This is a genomic window from Blastococcus sp. TML/M2B (assembly GCF_016612865.1).
In the GTDB taxonomy this organism is placed as follows: Bacteria; Actinomycetota; Actinomycetes; order Mycobacteriales; family Geodermatophilaceae; genus Blastococcus.
The window spans coordinates 386,997-402,933 of the sequence record NZ_JAENZZ010000001.1; the positions used below are offsets into that span (position 1 = coordinate 386,997).

The window sequence follows — 15,937 nt, forward strand, 5'->3', positions numbered from 1 at the left end:
GGGCTGCGCCGCGGCGACAGCGGCCTCACCGGCCCGGTCAGCCGCGGGGACGTCGGCACCGTCGGCCGCCACCTCGAGACGCTCACCGAGCGCGCTCCCGAGTCGGTCGCCGCCTACGTGGCGATGGCGCACCGCACCACCGAGCGGGCGCTGGCCGCGGGCCGGCTCAAGCCGCACGAGGGGGCGCCGCTGCTCGACCTGCTGGCCGCCTCCCGTGACGAGGCGGGCTCCCGGTGACCGCGGTGCGCGGCACCCCCGCCGTCGCCGAGACGGTCGCCGACCTGCGCGAGCTGCTCGCCGCGCTGCCCGGACCGGTCGCGCTGGTGCCGACCATGGGCGCGCTGCACGAGGGCCACCGCACGCTGGTGCGCGCCGCCCGCGAGCGCGCGGCCACCGTCGTCGTCTCGGTGTTCGTCAACCCGACCCAGTTCGCCCCGGGTGAGGACTTCGACCGCTACCCCCGCACCTGGGACGCCGACCTCGCGGCGCTGGCCGAGGAGGGCGCCGACGTGGTGTTCCACCCGCCGGTCGACGAGGTCTACCCGCCCGCCGCGGTCGGGGTGACCGTCGACCCCGGCCCGCTCGGCTCGGTGCTGGAGGGCGCGGTCCGCCCCGGGCACTTCGCCGGCGTGCTGACCGTCGTCGCCAAGCTGTTCGGCCTGGTGCGCCCCGACACCGCCTGCTTCGGCGAGAAGGACTACCAGCAGCTCACCCTCGTGCGCGCCATGGCGCGGGAGCTGGCGCTGCCGGTCGAGGTGGTCGGCGTGCCGACCGTGCGGGAGGACGACGGCCTGGCGCTGTCCAGCCGCAACCGCTACCTGGACCCGGAGCAGCGGGCCGCCGCCGCGACGATCTCCGCCGCGCTGCGCGCGGGAGCCGCGGCCGGCCCGCAGGGCGCCGACGCCGTCCTGGCCGCCGCCCGCGCCGTGCTCGCCGAGCGCCCCGACCTGCTCCAGGACTACCTCGAGCTCACCGATACCGATCCTGGGGCCGGCGCCCGCCGCCGGTCCCGCCCGCCTGCTGGTCGCCGTCCGCGCCGGCAGCACCCGGCTCCTCGACAACACCGCCGTCCGACTGGGAGACCCCCGATGATGCGCACGATGCTCAAGTCCAAGATCCACCGTGCGACGGTGACCCAGGCCGACCTGCACTACGTCGGCTCGGTCACGGTGGACGAGGACCTCCTCGACGCCGCCGACCTCATCCCCGGCGAGCAGGTCGCCATCGTCGACATCACCAACGGCGCCCGGCTGGAGACCTACGTGATCCCGGGCGAGCGCGGCACCGGCGTGATCGGCATCAACGGCGCCGCCGCGCACCTCGTGCACCCCGGCGACCTGGTCATCCTGATCAGCTACGGGCTCATGGACGAGACCGAGGCCAAGAGCTACATCCCCACGGTCGTGCACGTGGACGCCGACAACCGGGTCGTGGAGCTCGGCGGCGACCCGTCGGCCCCCGTGCCCGGGGCGACCGACCAGCGGCGCAGCGACCTCGGCGTCCCGGTCCGGTGACCGCCCGGCCGGGGAGGACGCGGCCGTGCTGCTGACCGTCGACGTCGGCAACAGCCAGACCGTCCTCGCCACGTTCGACGGCGCCACGCGGGTCGGCTCGTGGCGGGTCACCACCGCGCCGCGGGCGACCTCCGACGAGCTGCTCATGCTCTGGCGCGGGCTGCTCCGCGACACCACGGTCACCGGCGTCGCCGCGTGCTCGGCGGTGCCGGCGCTGCTGCCCGCGCTGCGCCGGCTGATGGACTCCCTCGAGGTGCCGGTGGTCCTCATCGGCCCCGGCGTGCGCACCGGCGTCCCCCTGCACGTGGACAACCCGCGGGAGGTCGGTGCCGACCGCGTGGTCACCGCGCTGGCCGCCCACGAGCTGTTCGGGCGCGGCCCCGACGGCGCCGGGCGGCCGGTCGTCGTCGTCGACTTCGGGACCTCGACCAACGTCGACGCCGTCGGCCCCGGCGGGCAGTTCCTCGGTGGCGCGCTGGCCCCGGGCGTCGTGGTCAGCCACGACGCGCTGGCCTCCCGCGCCGCCCAGCTGCGCTCGGTGGAGCTCACCGCCCCGCCGCACGCCATCGGCAAGAACACCGTCAGCGCGCTGCAGTCCGGGCTGGTGCTCGGCTTCGCCGGGCTCGTCGACGGGCTGGTCGCGCGCATCGCGGCGGAGCTCGTCGCGCAGTTCGGCACCCCGCCGGTCGTCGTCGCCACCGGCGGCCTGGCCCCGCTGATCGCCGACAACTGCCGGACGATCTCCGAACGGGAGCCCGACCTCACCGTGCACGGCCTGCGCCTGGCCTTCGAGCGGCAGCAGGCGCGCCCGTAGGCTCGGCCCCCGTGAACGACGCACCGAACGGCCCGGCCGCGGACGACGACGGCAGTATCGACGAGCTGCCCGAGCAGATGCGGGTGCGCCGCGCCAAGCTCGACCGGCTGCGCGACTCCGGGGTCGACCCCTACCCGGTGACCGTCCCGCGGACGACGACGCTGGCCGCGGTCCGCGCCGCGCACCCCGACCTCGAGCCGGACACCATGACCGGCGAGCAGGTCGGCGTCACCGGCCGGGTCATCTTCTTCCGCAACACCGGCAAGCTGTGCTTCGCGACGCTGCGCGAGGGCGACGCCGAGCTGCAGGTGATGCTCTCTCGCGACCGCGTCGGCGAGGAGTCGCTGGCGGCGTGGAAGGCCGACGTCGACCTCGGGGACCACGTGCTGGTCACCGGCGAGGTCGGGACGTCGCGCCGCGGGGAGCTGTCGGTGTTCGCCGGCTCGTGGCAGCTGACCGCCAAGGCGCTGCGCCCGCTGCCGGTGGCGCACAAGCCGATGAGCGAGGAGCTGCGGGTCCGCCGCCGCTACGTCGACCTGATCGTGCGCGACGAGGCGCGCCGCACCGTGCGCCAGCGCGCCACGGTGATGTCCTCGCTGCGCGCCGGGCTCACCGCGCGCGGCTACCTCGAGGTCGAGACGCCGATGCTGCAGACGGTGCACGGCGGTGCCGCCGCCCGGCCGTTCCGCACGCACATGAACGCCTTCGACCTGGATCTGTACCTGCGCATCGCGCCCGAGCTGTTCCTCAAGCGCTGCATCGTCGGCGGGCTGGACCGCGTCTTCGAGATCAACCGCAACTTCCGCAACGAGGGCGCGGACAGCTCGCACTCGCCGGAATTCGCGATGCTCGAGGCCTACCAGGCCTATGCGGACTACCAGGAGATGGCGACGGTCACCCGCGAGCTGATCCAGGACGCGTCGGTCGCGCTGTTCGGCGACCACACCGCCCGGCACCACGACGGCACCGAGGTGGACCTGTCCGGGGAGTGGCCGCAGATCCCGCTGTACACCGCGGTCTCCGACGCGGTGGGGGAGGAGATCACGCCGGAGACGCCGATCGCGACGCTGCGCGCGGTCGCCGAACGGCACGACGTCGGCGTCGATCCCGCGTGGCTGCCCGGAAAGGTCGTCGAGGAGATCTTCGAGGCACTGGTGCAGGACTCGCTGCAGTCGCCGACCTTCGTCATCGACTACCCGGTGGACACCTCGCCGCTCACCCGCGCGCACCGGACGACGCCGGGGCTCGCGGAGAAGTGGGACCTCTACATCGGGGGCATCGAGCGGGCCACCGCCTACTCCGAGCTGGTCGACCCGGTCGTGCAGCGGGAACGGTTCACCGCCCAGGCCGTGCTGGCCGCCGCCGGCGACCCCGAGGCCATGGCACTGGACGAGGACTTCCTGGAGGCGCTCGAGTACGGAATGCCGCCGACCGGCGGTATGGGCATGGGCATGGACCGCCTCATGATGACCCTCACCGGACTGGGTATTCGCGAGACCATCCTCTTCCCGCTGGTCCGCCCCCTCACTTCCTGAACCATTGCGAGAACCCGAGTTTCTGTTACCGCTCCATTCAGTGACTTAGTCGAACGGGTGCGACTAATGGTCGACCGATGTGGTTTGATGATTTCGTCGCCGACGGCGACGCACCCATCCGATCACGGGGCTGGGAAAACAGAAGTGAGGAACGTGAATGGCTCGCAAGGTACAGGTCATCCTGAGTGACGACCTCGACGAGAATCTCCCCGCCGACGAGACCGTGAGCTTCTCGCTCGACGGCACCTCGTACGAGATCGACCTCGCCGAGAAGAACGCCGCCGAACTGCGCGACGCGTTCTCCCGCTACGTGTCGGCCGCCCGCAAGGTCGGCCGTGGCAGCCGCGGCAGCGGTGGCGCCTCCGGCGGTGGCCGCTCGCGCGCGACCGGCGGCCGCATGGACCGCGAGCAGGCCGGCGCGATCCGCGACTGGGCCCGCAAGAACGGCCACCAGGTCAGCGACCGCGGCCGCATCCCGGCCGGTGTGGTCGAGGCCTACGAGGCCGCGCACTGAGCCGTTCCACCCGCACGTCCGAGAGGCCCGTCTCCCCCCCGGGGAGGCGGGCCTCCGGCGTTCCCGGGGCCGGCCGGCGTCCGCTGACGGCGTAACCCCGGCGGAACAGCACCCCACCGGGTTCCGTTGGACCAGGCAGCCATCCACCACGCCCGTCGGACCGCGACGGGACGGAGTGGTTCGCGACTACAGTGGAATGACCGGTGCCCCCAGCGCCGACGGATGTCGGGTGCTCCTCCCCGCCCAGGGGAGGACAGTGCCGGACCAGCCGGTCGAAGGAGAAGCAGCAGATGTTCGAACGGTTCACCGACCGAGCCCGCCGTGTCGTCGTCCTGGCCCAGGAAGAGGCCCGGATGCTCAACCACAACTACATCGGCACCGAGCACATCCTCCTGGGCCTGATCCACGAGGGTGAAGGCGTCGCTGCCAAGGCCCTGGAGTCCCTGGGCATCTCGCTCGAGGGCGTCCGCCAGCAGGTCGAGGAGATCATCGGGCAGGGCCAGCAGGCGCCGTCCGGCCACATCCCCTTCACCCCGCGGGCCAAGAAGGTCCTCGAGCTCTCGCTGCGCGAGGCGCTCCAGCTCGGCCACAACTACATCGGCACCGAGCACATCCTGCTCGGCCTGATCCGCGAGGGCGAGGGCGTCGCCGCCCAGGTCCTCGTCAAGCTCGGCGCCGACCTGAACCGCGTCCGCCAGCAGGTCATCCAGCTGCTCTCCGGCTACCAGGGCAAGGAGCCGGCCGCGGCCGGCGGCCCGGCCGAGGGCACGCCGTCGACGTCGCTGGTGCTCGACCAGTTCGGCCGCAACCTGACCCAGGCCGCGCGTGACCAGAAGCTCGACCCGGTCATCGGGCGGGCCAAGGAGATCGAGCGGGTCATGCAGGTGCTGTCCCGCCGCACCAAGAACAACCCGGTTCTCATCGGCGAGCCCGGCGTCGGCAAGACCGCCGCCGTCGAGGGCCTGGCGCAGGCCATCGTCAAGGGCGAGGTGCCCGAGACGCTGAAGGACAAGCAGCTCTACACCCTCGACCTGGGTGCGCTCGTCGCCGGTTCCCGCTACCGCGGTGACTTCGAGGAGCGGCTGAAGAAGGTCCTCAAGGAGATCCGCACCCGCGGCGACATCATCCTGTTCATCGACGAGATCCACACCCTCGTCGGGGCGGGTGCCGCCGAGGGCGCCATCGACGCCGCCAGCATCCTCAAGCCCATGCTGGCCCGCGGCGAGCTGCAGACCATCGGCGCCACCACGCTGGACGAGTACCGCAAGCACCTGGAGAAGGACGCCGCGCTCGAGCGCCGCTTCCAGCCCATCCAGGTCAGCGAGCCGACCCTCGCCCACACGGTGGAGATCCTCAAGGGCCTGCGGGACCGCTACGAGGCGCACCACCGGATCAGCATCACCGACGCCGCCCTGGTGGCCGCCGCGACGCTGGCCGACCGGTACATCTCCGACCGTTTCCTCCCGGACAAGGCGATCGACCTGATCGACGAGGCCGGCGCCCGGATGCGGATCAAGCGGATGACCGCCCCGCCGGACCTGCGCGAGTTCGACGACCGGATCGCGGCCATCCGCCGCGAGAAGGAGTCGGCCATCGACGCCCAGGACTTCGAGAAGGCCGCGTCCCTGCGCGACACCGAAAAGACCCTGCTGGGCGAGAAGGCCGAGCGCGAGAAGCAGTGGAAGGCCGGCGACATGGACGTCGTCGCCGAGGTGGACGAGGAGCAGATCGCCGAGGTCCTGGCGAACTGGACCGGCATCCCGGTCTTCAAGCTCACCGAGGAGGAGACCTCGCGGCTGCTCCGCATGGAGGACGAGCTCCACAAGCGGATCATCGGCCAGGAAGAGGCCATCAAGAGCGTCAGCCAGGCGATCCGGCGCACGCGCGCGGGCCTCAAGGACCCGCGCCGTCCCGGCGGCTCGTTCATCTTCGCCGGCCCCTCGGGTGTCGGTAAGACCGAGCTGGCCAAGGCGCTGGCGAACTTCCTCTTCGGCGAGGACGACGCGCTCATCCAGATCGACATGAGCGAGTTCCACGACCGCTTCACCGTGTCCCGTCTCGTCGGTGCCCCTCCCGGTTACGTCGGTTACGACGAGGGCGGCCAGCTGACCGAGAAGGTGCGGCGCAAGCCGTTCTCGGTGGTCCTCTTCGACGAGATCGAGAAGGCGCACGCGGACGTGTTCAACACGCTCCTGCAGGTGCTGGAGGACGGTCGGCTCACCGATGGTCAGGGCCGCATCGTGGACTTCAAGAACACGATCCTGATCCTCACGACCAACCTCGGCACGCGGGACATCTCGAAGGCCGTCGGGCTCGGTTTCCAGGCCGGCAACGACGACCAGTCGAACTACGAGCGCATGAAGCTCAAGGTCAACGAGGAGCTCAAGCAGCACTTCCGGCCGGAGTTCCTCAACCGCATCGACGACATCGTCGTGTTCCACCAGCTGACCGAGAACGAGATCATCCACATCGTCGACCTGATGGTCGCCCGGGTGGAGAGCCAGCTGGCGAACAAGGACATGGCGCTGGAGATCACGCCCGCGGCCAAGAAGCTCCTGGCCGCCCGTGGCTTCGACCCCGTCCTGGGTGCCCGGCCGCTGCGCCGGACCATCCAGCGCGAGATCGAGGACGCGCTGAGCGAGAAGATCCTCTACGGCGAACTGTCCGCGGGGCAGATCATCGTGGTGGACGTCGACGACGCGGAGGGCCCGGCGCAGAAGTTCACCTTCCGCGGCGAGGCCAAGCCGGTCGACCTGCCCGACACCCCACCGGTCGCCCTGTCGGGCGCCGAGGGTGACGAGGACGGTTCGTCGGCCGCCGCAGAGTAAGCACACGACGCCGAAGAGGCCCGTCTCCCGTGAGGGAGGCGGGCCTCTTCGCACGCCCGGGCCGCCTCGTGCTGGGATCAGGTGACTTGATCGTGGAGCGTCCACCCTCACCGCACACCGTGAGGGAGGACGCTCGGCGGTGAGGGAGGACTGCCGGGCGCGGCCCGGGGATCCTTCAGTGCGGCAACCGGAAGAGGCCGTCCTCGGTCTGCTCGACCAGGCCGTCGGCGAGCAGCGAGTCCAGGCAGCGCGAACGCTGGACGGGTTCGGCCCAGGCGGGTTCGAGGGCCGCGGCGTCCACCGGGCCGGAGGCGGCGCGGAGGACGTCGAGCAGCCGGCCGCGCACCTGGCGGTCGGTGCCCGCGAACTTCTGCACCCGCCGCGCGGGGCCCTCGTGCGCCGGCGAGCCGGCCAGCCGCCAGGCGCAGCGGTCCCGCACCGGGCAGGCCCCGCAGCGCGGGCTGCCGGCGACGCACACCAGCGCCCCGAGCTCCATGACCGCCACCGAGAAGCGCACCGCCCGCTCGTCGTCCTCGGGCGCCAGGGCGGCGACGTCGTCGAGGTCCGCGGCCCGGGCCGTGCCGGCCTCGGCCCGGCCGTGCACCAGCCGGGCGACGACGCGGCGCACGTTGGTGTCGACCACCGGCTGACGCTGCCCGTAGCCGAAGCAGGCCACGGCACGGGCGGTGTAGGTGCCCACCCCCGGCAGCGCCTCGAGCTCCTCCACCGACGACGGGACGACGTCGCCGTGCCGCTCGGCGATCGCCGCCGCGGCCTCGCGCAGCCGCAGCGCCCGGCGCGGGTAGCCGAGCTTGCCCCAGGCCCGGATGACGTCGGCCGGGCTCGCGGCGGCCAGCGCCGACGGCGTGGGCCAGCGCTCCAGCCACTCCCGCCAGACGGGTTCCACGCGGGCCACCGGCGTCTGCTGCAGCATCACCTCGCTGACCAGCACCGCCCAGGCATCCACGCCGGGCCGGCGCCACGGCAGGTCGCGGGCGGCTGTGGCGAACCAGTCGACGATCACCTCGCCGGCGTCCGGTCCGGCGTGCGGCACGGGGCGGGTGGGAAGGCTGGTCACGGGGGTCCAGTGTGCCGTCCCGCGGGCGCGGCGTGCCGGGTCGGGCGGCACGGCCGCGCCCGGATAGCGTTCCGGGCGTGCTGCACCCGGTCGGACCCCTGCCGGCGCGCGTCTACTGGCGTCGCCGGCTGGTCGTGCTGGGGGCGCTGCTGGCCGTGCTCGGCGCGGGCACCTGGGGCGGCATCGCGCTGCTGACCGGTGGCTCCGCCGGCCCCCGGGGCATCACGCCGGAGGCCGCGGAACCGGCGCCCACGCCCGCCCTGGAGCGGGTCGTCCCCTCGCTCGGCGCCGTCCGGACCCCGGCCGCGCCCGAGCCGGAGACGGCCGTCCCTCCGCCGGAGGAGACGGTGGCGGCCGCGCCCCAGCCCGAGGCCGGGGGGCCCTGCGGCGACGACGCGCTCGCGGTCGAGGTGCGCTCACCGGGCTCGGCCGCGGTGGGCAGCAAGCCGCTGTTCGAGCTGGTCGTCGTGAACACCTCGGCGGTGCCCTGCGTCCGCGACCTGGACAAGGCGCTGCAGGAGCTGATCCTGGTCGACGGCACCGGTCAGCGGGTGTGGGGGAGCAACGACTGCTTCCCCGAGTCCGGCACCGACGTACGCACCCTGGCGCCCGGCGAGCCGGTGGTCTTCCCGGTGCGCTGGGGCGGGCTCACCAGCGCCCCGGACTGCGCCGGCGAGCGCACCCCGCCGCCGGCGGGCAGCTACGCCGTCCGCGGCCGGCTGGACACGGTCGGCTCCCCGGACGCCACGCTCACGCTCACCTGATCGCTGCACGGGCGCCGGTCCGTCCGACGGCGTCGCGGCTCCCGGCCGTAATGTTCACCGCCCGACATGAGGCGTGTGACGGGTGCCCGCCAGCCATCGACGGCCGATGACGTCCGGAGCCTCCCGGTGTGGCGGCGCACCGGACTGGTGACGGGCTGGGCTGCCCCGGTCCTCGCCGGAGCAGCAGGCGTTGTATGGCTGCTGGACGGGGCGGAGCAGGAGGAGCCCGGGAGCGTCCTGTTCCTCCTGGCCGTCGGCGCGATCGTTGCCACCGTGTGCGCCTTCGCGTTCCTGCGCCGCGTCTGGGCGGTGGCGGAGCTCGCCGGCGACCCGATCGCCGTCCGGTGTCGCCGGTGGGCCGACGGGGCGGTCGCGACCTGGGGCGTCGCCCTACTCCTCCGCGTGCTCGTCGAGCAGCTGCTGCATCGTGGTGGCGTCTGGCTCGACGTGGTCACGACCGCGCTCGGTGCGGTCGCCGTGGTGGCCTACGTCCGCGTGCTCGTGCTGACCACCCGTTGGGGCCCTGCGCCGAGCGCCGGTGGGGATCAGCTGTAGCGGTCGAGGATCGAGGTCTCGGCCAGCCGGGACAGCCCCTCGCGGATGCCGCGGGCGCGGGCCTCGCCGACGCCCTCGACGGCCAGCAGGTCCTCGATGGTGGCGGCCAGCAGCTTCTGCAGGCCGCCGAAGTGCTCGACCAGCCGGTCGATGATGCCCGAGGGCAGCCGGGGCACCCGGTTGAGCAGCCGGTAGCCGCGCGGGCTGACGGGGGAGTCCAGGGCGTCCGGCGAGGTGGGCAGCCCGTAGCAGCGGGCCACCGCGGAGAGGTCGAGCAGCTCGGTCGCGGTCAGCGCCCGCAGGTCGGTGAGCACCTGGTCGATGGTGCGCACGCGGCGGCCACCGTCGGGCAGGTAGTCGCGGACCAGCAGGCCGCGGTCGCTCCTCGACGCCGGCCAGCATCTCGTCGAGCTGGAGCGCCAGCAGCCGGCCGTCGGTGCCCAGCTCGACGACGAAGCCCTCGATCTCGTCGGCGATGCGGCGGACCATCTCCAGCCGCTGGCTGACGCTCATCGCGTCGCGGACGGTGACGAGGTCCTCGATCTCCAGCGCCGAGAGGGTGCTGGCCACCTCGTCCAGGCGCAGCTTGTAGCGCTCCAGCGCCGCGAGGGCCTGGTTGGCGCGGGCCAGGATCGTGGTCGGGTGCTCGAGGGTGTAGCGGCGCCCGGCCACGTAGACGCTGATGATGTGCATCGACTGGCTGACCGAGATCACCGGGAAGCCGGTCTGGATCGCCACCCGCTCCGCGGTGCGGTGCCGGGTGCCCGACTCCTCGGTCGGCACGGTCGGGTCGGGCATGAGGTGCACGCCGGCGCGCACGATGCGGCTGCCGTCGTAGGAGACGATGACCGCGCCGTCCATCTTGGCCAGCTCGCGGAGCCGGGTCGCCGACAGCGCGACGTCCAGCGCGAACCCGCCGGTGCACAGCGACTCGACCACGCGGTCGTACCCGAGCACGATGAGCGCCCCGGTCCGGCCGGCGAGGATGCGCTCCAGACCGTCGCGCAGGGCGGTGCCCGGAGCGATCCGGCCGAGGAGTTCGCGCAAGGCGACCTCGGGGTCCTCAGCGGCGGGCACGAGCGCTCCTGACGGTCGAGAGGTACGGGCACCGAGTCTACGTGCCCGGTGTCCGGAGGACCGGGCTCCGGGTCAGCCTGCCAGATCCGGAACCTGGCCGGTTCAGAGGAGGCGGGCGAACACCGACCCCAGGTCGCCCACCTCGACCAGCCGCATGCCCGCGGGCGCCGGGCCGGCGTCCGGCGGGACGAACGCGACCTGGTAGCCCTGCCGGGCCGCCTCGGCCAGCCGGCGGCCGGTGCCGCCCACCCGCCGGATCTCGCCGGAGAGCCCGACCTCGCCCAGGGCGATCACCCCGGGGGGCTCAGCGCGCGGTCCCGGGACGCCGAGGCGATCGCCAGGGCCAGCGCGAGGTCGGCGGCGGGCTCGGCGATGCGCACACCCCCGACCGAGGCGGTGAAGACGTCGGCGTCGGCCAGCTTGACCCCGCCGCGCCGCTCGACGACGGCGTTGACCATGGCCACCCGCTGGGCGTCCAGGCCGCTGACCGCGCGGCGCGGCGACCCGCCGCCCGACGAGCTGGCGACCAGCGCCTGCACCTCGGCCAGCAGCGGCCGGCTGCCCTCCATGGTCACCGTGACGCAACTGCCGGGCACGGGCGCCGCCCGGCGGGAGACGAACAGCGCCGAGGGGTCGGGGACGCCGACGACGCCGGTGTCGCCGATCTCGAAGCAGCCGATCTCGTCGGCCGGGCCGAAGCGGTTCTTGGTGGCCCGGACCAGCCGCAGGGTGGAGTGCCGCTCGCCGTCGAAGGCGACGACGACGTCCACGAGGTGCTCGAGGGTGCGCGGACCGGCGATCGCGCCGTCCTTGGTCACGTGGCCGACCAGGATGGTCGTCATCCCGCGGCTCTTGGCGACGGCGGTCAGCGCGCTGGCGACCGCGCGGACCTGCGTGGCGCCGCCGTCGGTGCCGTCGCCCGGGGAGCGCACGGTCTGCACGCTGTCGAGGACGAGCAGCGTCGGGGCGACCTGCTCCACGTGGGAGAGGACGGCGGACAGCTCGGTCTCCGCGGCGAGGTAGAGCCGCTCGTGCAGGGCGCCGATGCGCTCGGCCCGCAGCCGCACCTGGCCGGCGGACTCCTCGCCCGACACGACCAGCGCGGGGCCGTTGCGCTCGGCGACCCGGTGGGCCACCTCGAGCAGCAGGGTGCTCTTGCCGACCCCGGGCTCCCCGGCGACCAGCAGTACCGCACCGGGCACGAGGCCGCCGCCGAGCACCCGGTCGAACTCGGAGATGCCGGTGGGGACCGCCCGGGCCCCGGCGAGCTCCACCTCGGCGATCGGCCGGGCGGGCGCGGTCACCGGGCCGGCCGTCACCGCGCGCAGCGACGGGGCGGCGGTGCCGATCTCCTGGATCGTGCCCCAGGCCTGGCACTCGGGGCAGCGGCCCACCCACTTGGCCGAGGCGTAGCCGCACTCGGTGCAGCGGTGGGCAGGGCGGGCGGTCTTCACTCCAGCGGGCGGCACGCCGCGACGTTAACCCGGCCCACCGACAGGACGCGGGAGCCGGAGAGGAGCGGGTACCGCTTACTCCTCGGAGTGGTGGAAGTCGAAGCCCTCCTCGCGCTCGAGCTCCGAGGACGGGGTGGCGACCGTGGCGCGCACGGTCACCTCGCCGGCGTTCTCGAAGGTCAGCACGAGGCTCACGGCCTGCCCGACGGTCAGGTCCTCGTCGAGGTCGCTCAGGGTGATCGTGGCGTCGTCGGAGCCGACGAAGACGGTGCCGCCCGCAGGCACCTCGAGGCCGCCGGAGCGGGCCGAGCCGGTGGAGGCGCCGGTGGCCGAGCCGTCCTGGATCTCGGCGTCGCCGAAGCCCTCGCCCTCGACCGAGACCAGCGTGTCCGCCTCGCCCCCGGTGTTGACGATCGCCATCGTGACCTCGGCGTCGTCCCCGGCGTCGTAGCTGCCGCTGCGCGGGAAGGCCAGGTGCACCTGGCGGAGCAGGATGTCGCCGACCTCCCCCATGGCGCCGACCTTGTCCCGTTCCTGGGTGGCGGTCTGGGCGACCTGGCCCGCCGAGCACGCGGAGAGGGCGATGGGGGAGAACAGAGCAACGCCCACGATGGCGGCCCGCAGAGCGCGGTTCACAGCCGTCGACCTCCACACAGGTTCGAGGTAGCGGTTCCCGGGGGTCGGGACCGAAGTCGCGTGCAGCCTATCGGGCACCGCACGATGCTCGCCGGGAGGTGAGGCCGGTGGCGTCGAGCACGACCGGGATGGGGCACGGGGCGGGCGACCCGGCGCTCGCCGATTTCCCCGCGGAGGCCCCGGGCACCCGGCGCTGGTGCTTCGCCGACCAGCTGGGCCCGCACTTCCTCGACCGGCCCGACCAGCCGGTGCTGCTGGTCGAGTCGCGGGCGGTGCTCGGACGCCGCCGGTTCCACCGCCAGAAGGCGCACCTGGTGCTGTCGGCGCTGCGGCACCGGGCCGCCGAGCTGGGCGACCGGGCGGAGTTCCACCAGGTCGGCACCTACGCCGAGGCGCTGGACCGGGTGCGGGAGCCGCTGAGCGTCTGCGCACCGACGTCCTGGGCCGCCCGCGACCTCGTCCTCCGCCGTCCCGGCGTCGAGGTGCTGGCCGCGCGCGGCTTCGTGACCACCCAGCCGCAGTTCGCCGCCTGGGCGGAGGGCCGGGGCGGTCGCCGGCTGCTGATGGAGGACTTCTACCGCGAGTCCCGCCGGGGCCACGACGTCCTCATGAGCGGGGCCGAGCCGGTGGGCGGGCGCTGGAACCTCGATGCGGAGAACCGCGAACCCCCGCCGGCCGATGGGCGGATCGGCGTCCCCGAGCCCTGGTGGCCGGAGGAGGACGACATCGACGCCGAGGTCCGCGCCGACCTCGACCGGTGGGCGGCCGACGGGCTGGTCTCCTTCATCGGGGACGACGGCCCGCGGCTGTTCCCAGTCACCCGGGCCGAGGCCCTGCACCGGCTGGAGGACTTCCTCGAGCACCGGCTGGGCGCGTTCGGGCCGCACGAGGACGCGATGCTGACCGGCGACCGGTGGCTGGCCCACTCGCTGCTGTCCCCGGCGCTCAACCTGGGGCTGCTCGACCCGCTCGAGGTCGTCGTCGCCGCGGAGCGCAGCGCCCGCGACCGCGCCGCCGCCGGCGAGCTCCTGCCGCTCAACAGCGTCGAGGGCTTCGTGCGGCAGGTCATGGGCTGGCGCGACTACGTCTGGCACATGTACTGGCACCTCGGCCGCGACTTCCGGGCCCGGAACCACCTCGGGGCGCACGCCGCGGTGCCGGACTGGCTGGCCGGGCTGGACGACGCGGCGGTCGACGCGGCCTGCCTCTCCGACGTCCTGGGCGACCTGCGCCGCGACGGCTGGGTGCACCACATCCCGCGGCTCATGGTGCTCGGCAACTACGCCCTGCAGCGCGGCATCGACCCCTCGACCATGACCGACTGGTTCCACGAGAGCTTCGTCGACGGCTACGAGTGGGTGATGGTCGCCAACGTCGTCGGCATGAGCCAGCACGCCGACGGCGGGGTGCTGGCGACCAAGCCCTACGCCTCGGGCGGCGCCTACATCGACCGGATGAGCGACTACTGCGGCGGCTGCCGGTACGACCCGAGGAAGCGGCTGGGGGAGGACGCCTGCCCGTTCACCGCCGGCTACTGGGCGTTCCTGGACCGCACGCGGGAGCGGCTGGCCGGCAACCACCGCATGCGCCGTCCCCTCCAGGGGCTCGACCGGCTGGCCGACCTGCCCGCGGTCGTCGAGCAGGAGCGGCTGCGCGGCACCGAGGCGCCCTGATCAGCCGAGCGCCGCTCCGCCGGCCAGCAGCAGGACGACGTCCAGCACGGTCAGCAGCATGACGGCCGGGAAGGCCAGCCGGCTGCCGCGCGGGGTGCCGGCGAGCGAGGCGACGACGGCGGCCGGCACGGCGACGACCAGCCCGGCCCACCCGGCGGCGGTCGGCGCGCCGTCGGGGGCGAGGACCAGCACCAGGGAGGCGGCGAGCAGCAGCACCGCGCAGGTGATCGCGGAGGCGCGGGCGCCGAGCCGGTGCGGCAGGCCCCGGACACCGGTGGCGAGGTCGTCTTCCAGGTCGGGGGCGACGTTGGCCAGGTGGGCCGCGGCCCCCAGCCCCCCCCCGGCGGCGACGAGCCACCACGGTGCCGACGGCGTGCCCGGCGCCGCGGCGACCACGCCGGCCGGCAGCGCCCCGAACCCGGTGACGTAGGGCAGCACGGAGGCCGCGGTGCGCTTCAGACCGGCGTTGTAGACCCATCCGCTGGCCACCAGGACGAGCAGCAGCAGCCCGGGGGTGAGGCCGAGCAGCAGGGAGAGGACGACGGCCGCCGCGGCCGAGCCGAGCGCCGCGGCGCGCAGCAGCCCCGGGTCCACCGCGCCGGTCACCACCGGCTTGTCGGCGCGCGCGACGGCGCGGTCACGGTCGGCGTCCAGCCAGTCGTTGCTCCAGCCGATGGACGCCTGACCTGCGAGAACGGCGAGGCCGACCAGCGCGGTCCGCGCGGCGCCGACGTCCGCGGCGACCGCCAGCAGCGTCGCCACCGTGGTCACGGCGAGCGCCGGACCGGGGTGCGTGGCGCGCGTCAGCGCGACCGCGAGACCCCCTCGCGAGCTGTGTCCACGCACACCGTCCATGCCTCTGTCAACCCCTCGTCCGGGGGCGATCAGCCCTCTGACCTGCACCTTTGCGGCACTGCTCGGATCCGTCGGGTCAGTCTGCCGTGGTACTCTGGGGTCAGCGAAAGGGGTCACATTCACATGGGCTTCACTGTCGGCGAGACCGTCGTCTATCCGCACCACGGCGCCGCTCTGATCGAGGCGATCGAGCAGCGGACCATCAAGGGCGTCGAGCGCGCGTATCTCGTGCTGAAGGTCGCCCAGGGCGATCTGACCGTGCGCGTCCCGGCTGACAACGCCGAGATCGTCGGTGTCCGTGACGTCGTTGGCCAGGAGGGCCTCGACAAGGTGTTCGAGGTGCTCCGCGCCCCGCACACCGAGGAGCCGACCAACTGGTCGCGCCGCTACAAGGCCAACCTCGAGAAGCTGGCCTCCGGTGACGTGAACAAGGTGGCCGAGGTCGTCCGCGACCTCTGGCGCCGCGACAAGGACCGCGGCCTGTCGGCCGGGGAGAAGCGCATGCTCTCCAAGGCGCGCCAGATCCTGGTCAGCGAGCTCGCGCTCGCCGAGGGCACCAACGAGGACAAGGCCGAGATCCTGCTCGACGAGGTCCTCGCCAGCTGAGCCCGGTCCTGCCGAGCACCGCTGTCCCGAAGAA

Annotated in this window: 16 protein-coding genes and 1 pseudogene; 10 read left to right on the top strand and 7 right to left on the bottom strand. The window is 73.7% G+C overall.

Annotation, left to right across the window (positions count from 1 at the left end):
• The first annotated feature begins 3 nt into the window (after nucleotides 1-3).
• The 6 genes from JKP75_RS22365 to JKP75_RS01845 all read left to right on the top strand — a co-directional run bounded on the left by JKP75_RS22365 (nucleotide 4) and on the right by JKP75_RS01845 (nucleotide 7,205).
• Nucleotides 4-237, top strand: a complete 234-nt coding sequence (locus JKP75_RS22365; protein WP_255523260.1) for a DUF2520 domain-containing protein — start codon at nucleotides 4-6, stop codon at nucleotides 235-237.
• Nucleotides 234-1,514, top strand: a complete 1,281-nt coding sequence (panC, locus tag JKP75_RS24275) for a pantoate--beta-alanine ligase (protein ID WP_375539225.1) — start codon at nucleotides 234-236, stop codon at nucleotides 1,512-1,514. Before JKP75_RS22365 ends, panC begins: the two co-directional genes overlap by 4 nt.
• Nucleotides 1,515-1,539: 25 nt before the next feature.
• On the top strand, nucleotides 1,540-2,328 hold the full coding sequence (locus JKP75_RS01830; protein ID WP_200489413.1) for a type III pantothenate kinase: 789 nt from the start codon (nucleotides 1,540-1,542) through the stop codon (nucleotides 2,326-2,328).
• A gap of 11 nt (nucleotides 2,329-2,339) precedes the next feature.
• A complete protein-coding gene (gene lysX / locus JKP75_RS01835) occupies nucleotides 2,340-3,863 on the top strand; it encodes a bifunctional lysylphosphatidylglycerol synthetase/lysine--tRNA ligase LysX (RefSeq protein WP_200489412.1) in 1,524 nt (507 codons plus the stop codon).
• A gap of 157 nt (nucleotides 3,864-4,020) precedes the next feature.
• On the top strand, nucleotides 4,021-4,377 hold the full coding sequence (locus JKP75_RS01840; protein ID WP_200489411.1) for an Lsr2 family protein: 357 nt from the start codon (nucleotides 4,021-4,023) through the stop codon (nucleotides 4,375-4,377).
• Between the two features lie 290 nt (nucleotides 4,378-4,667).
• Entirely contained in the window at nucleotides 4,668-7,205 is a 2,538-nt protein-coding gene (locus JKP75_RS01845) for an ATP-dependent Clp protease ATP-binding subunit (protein ID WP_200492716.1), read from the top strand.
• 175 nt (nucleotides 7,206-7,380) lie between these two features.
• Here the strand turns inward: JKP75_RS01845 and JKP75_RS01850 are convergent, their stop codons facing one another.
• Complete coding sequence (locus tag JKP75_RS01850; protein ID WP_200489410.1) at nucleotides 7,381-8,283, bottom strand: A/G-specific adenine glycosylase; 903 nt, start codon at nucleotides 8,281-8,283, stop codon at nucleotides 7,381-7,383.
• A 77-nt stretch (nucleotides 8,284-8,360) separates the two neighbouring features.
• Between JKP75_RS01850 and JKP75_RS01855 the strand changes: the two genes are divergently transcribed.
• Entirely contained in the window at nucleotides 8,361-9,047 is a 687-nt protein-coding gene (locus tag JKP75_RS01855) for a MucR family transcriptional regulator (RefSeq protein WP_200489409.1), read from the top strand.
• Between the two features lie 147 nt (nucleotides 9,048-9,194).
• Nucleotides 9,195-9,602 (top strand): hypothetical protein, encoded by a 408-nt coding sequence (locus JKP75_RS01860; RefSeq protein ID WP_200492717.1) that lies wholly within the window; start codon nucleotides 9,195-9,197, stop codon nucleotides 9,600-9,602.
• On the opposite strand, the gene JKP75_RS23610 is transcribed toward JKP75_RS01860, so the two are convergent.
• The 5 genes and pseudogenes from JKP75_RS23610 to JKP75_RS20110 all read right to left on the bottom strand — a co-directional run bounded on the left by JKP75_RS23610 (nucleotide 9,593) and on the right by JKP75_RS20110 (nucleotide 12,769).
• Entirely contained in the window at nucleotides 9,593-9,934 is a 342-nt protein-coding gene (locus tag JKP75_RS23610; RefSeq protein WP_309229428.1) for a helix-hairpin-helix domain-containing protein, read from the bottom strand. The two genes, JKP75_RS01860 and JKP75_RS23610, sit on opposite strands and share 10 nt — an antisense overlap.
• Before the next feature lie 106 nt (nucleotides 9,935-10,040).
• Nucleotides 10,041-10,679 (bottom strand): annotated as a pseudogene (gene disA, locus JKP75_RS20100) (DNA integrity scanning diadenylate cyclase DisA); the annotation flags it as partial.
• Between the two features lie 102 nt (nucleotides 10,680-10,781).
• On the bottom strand, nucleotides 10,782-10,973 hold the full coding sequence (locus JKP75_RS20105; RefSeq protein WP_242472734.1) for a hypothetical protein: 192 nt from the start codon (nucleotides 10,971-10,973) through the stop codon (nucleotides 10,782-10,784).
• Nucleotides 10,970-12,148 carry a DNA repair protein RadA gene (gene radA, locus JKP75_RS01870; protein ID WP_309229429.1) on the bottom strand — a complete coding sequence of 393 codons (1,179 nt, stop codon included), beginning with the start codon at nucleotides 12,146-12,148 and terminating at the stop codon, nucleotides 10,970-10,972. Before radA ends, JKP75_RS20105 begins: the two co-directional genes overlap by 4 nt.
• Nucleotides 12,149-12,208: 60 nt before the next feature.
• The gene (locus tag JKP75_RS20110) at nucleotides 12,209-12,769 is read right to left on the bottom strand and encodes a copper chaperone PCu(A)C (protein ID WP_200489405.1); all 561 of its coding nucleotides are present in this window, start codon (nucleotides 12,767-12,769) and stop codon (nucleotides 12,209-12,211) included.
• A 107-nt stretch (nucleotides 12,770-12,876) separates the two neighbouring features.
• On the opposite strand from JKP75_RS20110, the gene JKP75_RS01880 reads away from it, so the two are divergent.
• Nucleotides 12,877-14,442: a cryptochrome/photolyase family protein gene (locus tag JKP75_RS01880; protein ID WP_309229430.1), complete on the top strand. Its 1,566-nt coding sequence runs from the start codon at nucleotides 12,877-12,879 to the stop codon at nucleotides 14,440-14,442.
• Here JKP75_RS01880 and JKP75_RS01885 read toward each other — a convergent pair whose 3' ends face one another.
• Nucleotides 14,443-15,297: a UbiA family prenyltransferase gene (locus JKP75_RS01885; protein WP_200489404.1), complete on the bottom strand. Its 855-nt coding sequence runs from the start codon at nucleotides 15,295-15,297 to the stop codon at nucleotides 14,443-14,445.
• Nucleotides 15,298-15,420: 123 nt separating this feature from the next.
• Here JKP75_RS01885 and JKP75_RS01890 point away from each other — a divergent pair, with 123 nt between their 5' ends.
• On the top strand, nucleotides 15,421-15,903 hold the full coding sequence (locus JKP75_RS01890) for a CarD family transcriptional regulator (RefSeq protein WP_040337433.1): 483 nt from the start codon (nucleotides 15,421-15,423) through the stop codon (nucleotides 15,901-15,903).
• Nucleotides 15,904-15,937: the final 34 nt, after the last annotated feature.

Bases quoted from the DNA above. Each gene is read 5' to 3' on its own strand.
- JKP75_RS01840 (WP_200489411.1), top strand. From the start codon at position 4,021: ATGGCTCGCAAGGTACAGGTCATCCTGAGTGACGACCTCGACGAGAAT.
- JKP75_RS01845 (WP_200492716.1), top strand. From the start codon at position 4,668: ATGTTCGAACGGTTCACCGACCGAGCCCGCCGTGTCGTCGTCCTGGCC.
- JKP75_RS01890 (WP_040337433.1), top strand. From the start codon at position 15,421: ATGGGCTTCACTGTCGGCGAGACCGTCGTCTATCCGCACCACGGCGCC.
- JKP75_RS01885 (WP_200489404.1), bottom strand. From the start codon at position 15,297: ATGGACGGTGTGCGTGGACACAGCTCGCGAGGGGGTCTCGCGGTCGCG.